Source organism: uncultured Methylobacterium sp. (genome assembly GCF_964251405.1).
In the GTDB taxonomy this organism is placed as follows: domain Bacteria; phylum Pseudomonadota; class Alphaproteobacteria; order Rhizobiales; family Beijerinckiaceae; genus Methylobacterium.
Map to the genome: position 1 here is coordinate 1 of NZ_CAXUJR010000068.1, position 8,483 is coordinate 8,483.

The window sequence follows — 8,483 nt, forward strand, 5'->3', positions numbered from 1 at the left end:
CTCCGCGGTGGACCGACCGAGGGGGGTTCAGGGTGGCGGGGCGGTTCCCGCGGCGTGGCTTCGGTCGGTCACGTCCCGGGCGTCGAGTACGGAACGGGAGTCGGGGTGCGGTCGATCCGGGCCTCGGTTCCCGCCAGCAGACCTGACGCCTTGCCCCACTAGGAGGGCAGGGTCCGGACGCCTCTGCGTCCGGCGAGCGCGAGGGGGCAGGACATCCCTCGGACAGCAAGGTGGAGGGCCGTACCAGAGTCGGGAAAAGACCGTGACGAAAAATCGGCCTTCGGTTCCGGCGACGGGAGCCGGGGGCTGCGGGACGCCGAGGAGCCTTCTCCTTGGCCTCAGCACCAAAACGGGTTCCGCGGCGTCCCGCGTCCCTGTTGCTCCAAGGCCATGCCTCCGGCGCCGTTTTTCGGCGCGCGGGGACTCTTTTCGCGTGGGCGGGGTTCGCTCACCCGAGGCGAGCATGGGCGCCCTGTGCAACATGGCCCTCACCACGAACGGCGTTTCGCGCTATAGACGGTTGACAGGGGCGCCCCCGCCTCGCCACATCCCGGCTATCATGAGCGACATCACCTCTCTGCCCCTGCCCGCCGCCGGATCGGCGAAACCTCCCCTGGAGATCCTGCTCTGCGCGCCGCGCGGCTTCTGCGCCGGCGTGGTGCGGGCCATCGACGTGGTCGAGCGGGCGCTGGCGATCTACGGGCCGCCGGTCTACGTGCGCCACGAGATCGTCCACAACAAGTACGTGGTCGAGAGCCTGAAGCGCAAAGGCGCCGTGTTCGTGCGCGAGCTCGACGAGGTGCCGGACGGCGCCGCCCCGGTGATCTTCTCCGCCCACGGCGTGGCCAAGACCGTGCCCAACAACGCCGATGCGCGCGGGCTCACCACCATCGACGCCACCTGCCCGCTCGTGACCAAGGTCCACCGCGAGGCCGAGATCCACCACAAGCGCGGCCGCCACGTCCTGCTCGTCGGCCATTCCGGCCATCCCGAGGTGGTCGGCACCATGGGTCAGCTGCCCAAGGGCTCGATCACGCTGGTCGAGGACCTCGAGCAGATCGCCGCCCTGGAGCCCGAGAACCGCGACAACCTCGCCTGGGTGACGCAGACCACGCTGTCGGTGGACGACACCCACCACATCGTCGAGGCGTTGAAGAAGAAGTTCCCGACCATCACCGGGCCGCACAAGGACGACATCTGCTACGCCACCACCAACCGCCAGGAGGCGGTGAAGCAGGTGGCGCCGCTCGTCGATGCGGTGATCGTCGTCGGCTCCTCGAACTCCTCGAACTCGCAGCGCCTGCGCGAGGTCGCCGAGCGCGTCGGGTGCCCGATCACCCGCCTCGTCCTGCGCGCCGAGGAGATCGACTGGGACGCCTTCGTCAACGTGCGCCGGCTCGGCCTCACCGCCGGCGCCTCGGCGCCCGAAGTGCTGGTGGAGGAGATCATCGACGCCTTCGCGGCCCGCTACGAGGTGACGGTGGACACGGTCTCGACCGTGGTCGAGGACATGTCGTTCCCGCTGCCGCGCGAATTGCGCAGCGAAGCGGCCGAGTAACAGGCTCCCGCCTCGGGTATCGTCATGGGGGCGCCGTTGGGCGCCCCTTCCGTTTCACGAGCCGTCCCGCCGAGGGGCGGGAAACCCTGAGCGACGCGACGTGGCCGTCTATACCGAGGTCTCCGACGAGGCCCTGACCGCCTTCCTCTCGGCTTACGAGATCGGCACGCTGCTCTCCTACAAGGGCATCGCCGAGGGCGTCGAGAACACCAACTTCTTCCTCCACACCACCGCCGGCTCCTACATCCTCACCCTCTACGAGAAGCGGGTGCGGGAAGGCGACCTGCCGTTCTTCCTCAACCTGATGGAGCATCTGGCCGCCCGCGATCTGGCCTGCCCGCAGCCGATCCGCAACCGCGATGGCGCCGCGCTCGGGCGCCTCTGCGGCCGGCCGGCGGTGATCGTGAGCTTTCTCGACGGCGTCTCGGTCAAGCGCCCGGGGCTCCACCATTGCGGCGAGCTCGGACGTGCCTTGGCCGGCCTGCACGCGGCGGGCGCCGACTTCGGGATGGTGCGCGAGAACAGCCTCTCGGTGGAGGCGTGGCGGCCCCTGTTCGCGGTGGCCGAGGCCCAGGCCGACACCGTCGCGCCGGGGCTCGGTGGGCGCACCCGCGCCGACCTCGCCGTGCTGGAGGCCGGCTGGCCGCGCGGCCTACCCGGCGGCGTCATCCATGCGGACCTGTTCACCGACAACGTGTTCTTCATCGGCGACAGGCTGTCGGGCCTGATCGACTTCTACTTCGCCTGCACCGACGCCTTCGCGTACGATCTCGCGATCTGCCTCAATGCCTGGTGTTTCGACGCCGACGGAACCTACCACCGCGACAAGGGGCAGGCGCTGATCGCCGGCTATCAGGCGGTGCGGGCGCTGGAGCCGGCGGAGGTCGCGGCCCTGCCGATCCTCTGCCGCGGTGCGGCCCTGCGCTTCATGCTGACGCGGCTCGTGGACTGGCTGAACGTGCCGCCCGGCGCCCTGGTCCAGCCGAAGGACCCGCTCGAATACGACCGCCGGCTGGTGTTCCACCGCGACGCGGGCCGCGCCGAGGATTATGGGTGGGTGGCGGAGTCGCTCGCGCGAGCCTCTCCGCCCTAGGCGCTCGTCATTCCGGGGCTGCGTATCGGAGCCCGGAACGACTCGTGGCGTTGGCCAAATCGGTCAGATCACCTTGAGCAGCGCTTCCGCTCCCGAGATCTCGGTCTTCACCGGGACTTCCTCGAGGTTGAGCACGCGCACGACCCCGTCATCGACCAGCATCGCGTAGCGCTTGGAGCGCGGCCCGAGGCCGAAGCCGGTGCCGTCCATGTCGAGGCCGGTGGCCTTGGCGAAGTCGGCGTTGCCATCGGCCAGGAAGTCGATGCCCTCGGCGGCGCTGGCCTTCTGCCAGGCGTCGAGCACGAAGACGTCGTTGACGGAGGTCACCGCCACGGCGTCGACGCCGCGGGACTTGATCTCCTCGAGCTTGGCGACGAAGCCCGGCAGGTGGTTGCGGTGGCAGCTCGGCGTGAAGGCGCCCGGAACGCCGACGAGCACGACGCGGCGGCCCTTGAACAGGTCGTCGGTGGTCTTGGCCTCGGGTCCGTCCGGACCGTTCACCCGGAAGGTCACCTGCGGCAGGTGCTGGCCAACCTCGATGGTCATCGCTGGTCTCCTCGGGTGTAAAGGCCGGCCGCGGGCCGCCTCGTTGCGCGGGTCCGTCTAGCGTGGCCGCCCGACCCTGTCGAGGTTCGCGCTCGGCGTTCCAGGGTGCGCCGCACTTTGCCCGCTGGACAACGCGAGCCGGAGGGCTAGCATCGTGCCATGCAGAGCTCATCGCGAACGACAGAGACCTCCGGATACCTCGACGGGCAGTTCCTCGTGGCGATGCCCGGACTCACGGACGAGCGCTTCGCCCGCTCCGTGATCTACGTCTGCGCGCACTCCGCCGACGGGGCGATGGGCATCATCCTGAACAAGGCCGTCGACGACCTCAACATGCCGGACCTCCTGATCCAGCTCGACATCGCCACCGAGGCCGACGCCATCCGCCTGCGCGAGCGCGTCGGGCACATGCCGGTGCTGATGGGCGGCCCCGTCGACGCCAAGCGCGGCTTCGTGCTGCACAGCGACGACTTCCACATCGCCCAGTCGACCCTGATCATCGACGACGGGATCTGCCTCACCGCCACCGTGGAGATCCTGCGCGCCATCGCCACCGGCGAGGGACCCGCCAACGCGGTGCTGGCGCTCGGCTATGCCGGCTGGCAGCCGGGCCAGCTCGAGACCGAGATCATGGCCAATGGCTGGCTGACCTGCCCGGCCGACCCGGACCTGATCTTCCACACGCAGCTCGATGCCAAATACGAACGGACCCTGCGCTCGAACGGCATCGACCCGGCGATGCTCTCCTCCACCGCCGGGCGGGCCTGACTCCTCAATCCGGTACGTTGGCCGCATCGGGGTTCAGGCCCTCGACCGGCACCGGCTTGCGCCGCGGCCGGGGCGCCGCGCTGGCGCTCGGGGTAGCGGTCGGGCTGACGCCCAGCCGCGTGGCGAGAGCGACCGCCCTCCCCTCCGTAAACCGGACATGGCAGAAGCCGTGGCTGCCCTCGCGGGCGTAGTTGCGGCAGACCTGCTCGCGGTCCGACGAGAAGGCCGCCTGCTCGGTGACGACGGGCCGGACGTCCTGACCGCGCGCCCGCTGGGTCATGACCTTGTAGTTGTCGCGGACCGCCTTGTCGGCGACGCCGCGCGCGGTGTCGAACTCGCTCGATCGCGGGATGAGGGAAGCGGGGGCCGGCCCCCACAGGCCGCCGGGCGTCGCCCCGCAATCGGCCGCCGTGAAGGTGCAGACCGGATTCCCCGACAGCGGCGTCACCAGGACGGCCCCTTCCAGCACCTCGAAGCGCAGGGGGCATTCGCCGCCGGCCGCCTCGAATCGCGCGAGGCCGTCGGCGCGTGCCTCCGCCGTCAGGGGGATGGGGTTGCCGCCGCTCAGGGGGACGCTGCAGCTCTCGGCGGGCTGCGAGACCTTCATTCCCGGCACCGTGATTCGCACGACCGTGGCGTTGCCCGTGCGTTCGAGCTTGAGGCTGCCGCTGGAGCCGTTGCGCATGAGCTCCTGACCCAGGACGGTCTCCTCGGCCGGGACCTTGAGCATCACCGGGCGCAAGGGCGGGGGGGCCGACGGCCTGGGAGCCTCGACGCCGGGCTCGCCGGGCGCGGCCGGATCGCTCGCCGCAGGCGCCTGGGGCGGCGGCGCAGCGGGAACGTTGCGGGGCGGAACCGGCGGCTTCGCACCGCGGCCGATCCCGAACAGGTCCTCGAAGAACGATTGCGCGCGCACCGGCTGCGGCAGGGCGGCCGGACCGGCGGCGATCAGGGCCGCCAGAAGGAAAGCGCGGTTCAAACGCATCGGGACTTTCGGGCCGAGGGCCTTCGGAGACTTGAAATGTTAAGCGAAGCCTAACACGTCACGGCAGCGGCGGGCGTGGCGTTCCCGCAACAAGTCCGGCCGCCGAGGGAGACTTCGCCGGAGAGGGCGATGCTCTCGCGACCCACGCGAACCCCGGGGCCGGAACATCGTCGGCTCTCGTCTTGCGGCTCCGCATCCACCTTCTTATATCCGGCGGGGCGCGGGATTAAGACCCGGATCTGGCCGTCTCTGCCATCCGATCCGGACCGACTCCGGTCTCCGAATCTCAACGTTGCACTGCCATGGGCCGAGCTGCTCCGGGGCTCGGCGGTCTGCTTGCAGAACATCAATAGAGGGATCCCACCATGGGTAAAGTTATCGGCATCGACTTGGGCACCACCAATTCCTGCGTGGCCGTCATGGAAGGCTCGCAGCCCAAGGTCATCGAGAATGCGGAGGGCGCCCGCACCACGCCCAGCATCGTCGCCTTCACCGACGACGGCGAGCGCCTCGTCGGACAGCCGGCCAAGCGCCAGGGCGTGACCAACCCCGAGCGCACCTTCTTCGCGATCAAGCGCCTCGTCGGCCGCACCTACGACGATCCGATGACCCAGAAGGACAAGGGCCTCGTTCCCTACAAGATCGCCCGCGGCGACAACGGCGACGCCTGGGTCGAGGCCGACGGCAAACGCTATTCGCCCTCCCAGATCTCCGCCTTCACGCTGCAGAAGATGAAGGAGACGGCAGAGGCCCATCTCGGCCAGCCCGTGACGCAGGCCGTGATCACGGTGCCCGCCTACTTCAACGACGCCCAGCGCCAGGCCACCAAGGACGCCGGCAAGATCGCCGGGCTCGAGGTGCTGCGCATCATCAACGAGCCGACGGCGGCCGCCCTCGCCTACGGCCTCGACAAGAAGAAGGCCGGCACCATCGCGGTCTACGACCTCGGCGGCGGCACCTTCGACGTCTCGATCCTCGAGATCGGTGACGGCGTGTTCGAGGTGAAGTCCACCAACGGCGATACCTTCCTCGGCGGCGAGGACTTCGACAACCGCGTCGTCGAGTACCTGACCACCGAGTTCAAGCGCGAGCAGGGCATCGACCTGACGAAGGACAAGCTCGCCCTCCAGCGCCTCAAGGAGGCCGCCGAGAAGGCGAAGATCGAGCTTTCGTCCGCGACGCAGACCGAGATCAACCTGCCCTACATCACCGCCGATTCCACCGGCCCGAAGCACATGGCGCTGAAGCTCAGCCGTGCGAAGTTCGAGTCGCTCGTCGACGATCTCGTCCAGCGCACGATCGAGCCCTGCCGCAAGGCGCTGAAAGATGCCGGCGTCTCGGCTTCCGAGATCGACGAGGTCGTGCTCGTCGGCGGCATGATCCGCATGCCCAAGATCCAGGAGGTCGTGAAGGCCTTCTTCGGCAAGGAGCCCCACAAGGGCGTCAACCCGGACGAGGTCGTCGCCATCGGCGCCGCGGTCCAGGCCGGCGTGCTCCAGGGCGACGTCAAGGATGTGCTGCTGCTGGACGTGACCCCGCTCTCCCTCGGGATCGAGACCCTGGGCGGCGTGTTCACTCGGCTCATCGACCGTAACACCACGATCCCGACGAAGAAGTCCCAGACCTTCTCGACCGCCGAGGACAACCAGAACGCGGTCACGATCCGGGTCTTCCAGGGCGAGCGCGAGATGGCGGCCGACAACAAGCTGCTCGGCCAGTTCGACCTGATGGGCATCCCGCCGGCCCCCCGCGGTCTGCCGCAGATCGAGGTGACCTTCGACATCGACGCCAACGGCATCGTCAACGTGACGGCCAAGGACAAGGCGACGAACAAGGAGCACCAGATCCGCATCCAGGCCTCGGGCGGCCTCTCGGATGCCGACATCGAGAAGATGGTCAAGGACGCCGAGGCCAACGCCGAGGCGGACAAGAAGCGCCGCGAACTCGTTGAGGTGAAGAACCAGGGCGAGAGCCTGATCCACGCTACCGAGAAGTCGGTGAAGGAGTACGGCGACAAGGTCTCGGCCGACGACAAGGGTGCGATCGAGACCGCGATGACGGCGCTGCGCACCGCGCTCGAAGGCGAGGACGTCGAGGTCATCAAGTCCCGCACCACGGACTTGATGCAGGCCTCGATGAAGCTCGGCGAGGCGATGTACGCGGCGAGCCAGACGCCGGAGGGCGGCCCCGAGGCCGCGGCCGGCGCCGAGGCGAAGAAGGACGACGTCATCGATGCCGACTTCCAGGAAGTCGATGACAAGGATCAGAAGAAGCGGGCATAAGCCCAGCGACTTCTGGTGCGGGGCCGGTGCGAACCGGCCCCGTCCTTGCTGATCACACGAGACGGATGACGACCCTGATCCCTGGACCTCGATCGTCCGGGGATCGGCTCGTGCGGACCTGAGGGCAGGCATGTCGAAGCGGGACTATTACGAGATCCTGGGCGTCTCCAAGACCGCGTCGGACGGCGAGATGAAGGTAGCCTTCCGCAAGCTCGCCATGGTCTACCATCCCGACCGCAACCCGGGCGACAAGGAGGCCGAGCTCAAGTTCAAGGAGTTGAACGAGGCCTACCAGACCCTGACCGACGGTCAGAAGCGGGCGGCCTACGACCGTTTCGGCCATGCCGCCTTCAGCCAGGGCGGCGGTCCGGGCACGGGTCCCGGGTTCGGCAACGAGTTCGGCGACTTCATGTCGGACATCTTCGACAACTTCTTCGGCGACGGCCGTGCCGCGCCGGCCGGCGCGCGGGGGCGTACGGCCCCTGGCCGCGAGCGCGGGGCCGACCTGCGCTTCAATCTCGAGATCTCGCTGGAAGAGGCGTTCGCCGGCAAGACCGAGACCATCACGATCCCCACGGCGATCGCCTGCGAGACCTGCTCGGGCACCGGCGCCAAGCCCGGCTCGAAGCCGCGTCCCTGCACGACCTGCGGCGGCTACGGCCGGGTGCGGGCGGCACAGGGGTTCTTCGCCATCGAACGGACCTGCCCGAGCTGCCAGGGGCGGGGCGAGATCGTCGACGATCCCTGCAAGGCCTGCTCGGGTGCCGGCCGCGTCACGCGCGAGCGCACGCTCTCGATCAACGTGCCGGCGGGCGTCGATGACGGCCTTCGCATCCGCCTGGCGGGCGAGGGCGAGACCGGCCAGCGCGGCGGCCCCGCCGGCGACCTCTACGTCTTCCTCTCGATCAAGCCGCACACCTTCTTCCAGCGCGACGGCGCCGACCTGTTCTGCCGGGTGCCGATCTCGATGGTGACCGCGGCCCTCGCGGGCGACATCACCGTCCCGGTGATCGACGGCACCCAGACGCAGGTGCGCATCCCCGCCGGCACGCAGACCGCCAAGCAGTTCCGCATCAAGGGCAAGGGCATGCCGGTGCTGCGCTCGCGCGACATTGGCGACCTCTACATCCAGGTCTTCGTCGAGACGCCCCAGAGCCTGACCAAGCGCCAGCGCGAATTGCTTCAGGAATTCGACCAGTCCGCCTCCGACGAGACGCATCCGGAGAGTGCCGGCTTCTTCTCGAAGATGCG

Annotated in this window: 7 protein-coding genes; 5 read left to right on the forward strand and 2 right to left on the reverse strand. The window is 69.0% G+C overall.

Annotated elements, in window-relative coordinates; genetic code table 11:
* Positions 1-559: 559 nt before the first annotated feature.
* Positions 560-1,558 carry a 4-hydroxy-3-methylbut-2-enyl diphosphate reductase gene (gene ispH / locus ACFE7U_RS12680; RefSeq protein ID WP_375410090.1) on the forward strand — a complete coding sequence of 333 codons (999 nt, stop codon included), beginning with the start codon at positions 560-562 and terminating at the stop codon, positions 1,556-1,558.
* 100 nt (positions 1,559-1,658) lie between these two features.
* On the forward strand, positions 1,659-2,651 hold the full coding sequence (thrB, locus tag ACFE7U_RS12685) for a homoserine kinase (protein WP_375410091.1): 993 nt from the start codon (positions 1,659-1,661) through the stop codon (positions 2,649-2,651).
* Between the two features lie 63 nt (positions 2,652-2,714).
* On the opposite strand, the gene ACFE7U_RS12690 is transcribed toward thrB, so the two are convergent.
* Entirely contained in the window at positions 2,715-3,197 is a 483-nt protein-coding gene (locus ACFE7U_RS12690) for a peroxiredoxin (RefSeq protein ID WP_375410092.1), read from the reverse strand.
* A 159-nt stretch (positions 3,198-3,356) separates the two neighbouring features.
* Between ACFE7U_RS12690 and ACFE7U_RS12695 the strand changes: the two genes are divergently transcribed.
* The gene (locus tag ACFE7U_RS12695; RefSeq protein WP_375410093.1) at positions 3,357-3,965 is read left to right on the forward strand and encodes a YqgE/AlgH family protein; all 609 of its coding nucleotides are present in this window, start codon (positions 3,357-3,359) and stop codon (positions 3,963-3,965) included.
* A gap of 4 nt (positions 3,966-3,969) precedes the next feature.
* Here ACFE7U_RS12695 and ACFE7U_RS12700 read toward each other — a convergent pair whose 3' ends face one another.
* The gene (locus tag ACFE7U_RS12700; RefSeq protein WP_375410094.1) at positions 3,970-4,950 is read right to left on the reverse strand and encodes a hypothetical protein; all 981 of its coding nucleotides are present in this window, start codon (positions 4,948-4,950) and stop codon (positions 3,970-3,972) included.
* Positions 4,951-5,315: 365 nt separating this feature from the next.
* On the opposite strand from ACFE7U_RS12700, the gene dnaK reads away from it, so the two are divergent.
* Positions 5,316-7,232, forward strand: coding sequence for a molecular chaperone DnaK (gene dnaK / locus ACFE7U_RS12705; protein ID WP_375410095.1), 1,917 nt, complete (start codon positions 5,316-5,318; stop codon positions 7,230-7,232).
* Between the two features lie 130 nt (positions 7,233-7,362).
* A partial coding sequence (dnaJ, locus tag ACFE7U_RS12710) for a molecular chaperone DnaJ (protein WP_375410096.1) occupies positions 7,363-8,483 on the forward strand: 1,121 nt, incomplete at its 3' end.